Origin of the sequence: Castellaniella caeni NBRC 101664 (assembly GCF_001592225.1) — a bacterium.
In the GTDB taxonomy this organism is placed as follows: Bacteria; Pseudomonadota; Gammaproteobacteria; order Burkholderiales; family Burkholderiaceae_B; genus Castellaniella; species Castellaniella caeni.
Genome location: NZ_BCWN01000060.1, coordinates 1 through 516 on the forward strand (window position 1 = coordinate 1; position 516 = coordinate 516).

1 pseudogene is annotated in these 516 nt (G+C 64.1%); it reads left to right on the top strand.

What is annotated here, in order from left to right:
* Positions 1 to 27: 27 nt before the first annotated feature.
* Positions 28 to 516, top strand: a pseudogene (locus CCA01S_RS15090) (hypothetical protein); the annotation flags it as partial.

A 516-nucleotide genomic window follows, 5' to 3' on the forward strand; every position in this document is an offset into this window, starting at 1 on the left:
ATGCCTGCCTGCAAACGCCCTCCCATCGTGCCTGTTTCGCTGGCTCCGTCGCACGAAGACTCGTCCGCGTCGGACGCGTCCAAGCCTGACCTGGCGCAGTCGTCACCAGACCCGGGGGCGTCACCTGCCCAGGCCGCACCGGTCAACAATGACTACGACAGCCCCTGGAAGGACGCGCTCGAGCTCTACTTTCCACAAGCGCTGGCGCTGCTGGCTCCCGACCTGTATGCCGTCATTGACTGGTCAGTGGCCCCGGTGTTCTTGGACAAAGAGCTGCAGGCCATCGAAATCCCGGACGGCCCGCCGGGCGATGGCCGTCTGTACGCCGACAAGCTGGTTCAGGTTCGTCACCTGAGCGGCACGGACGCCTGGATTCTGGTGCACGTCGAGGTGCAAAGCGGCGATACAGGCCCCCAGGAAATTGGCAAGATCACGTATCGTATGTACCGTTACCGAACGCGCATTGAAGATCGACACGAAGCGCTCAGCGCCCGGGCGGGGAAACCCCCGCCCTCG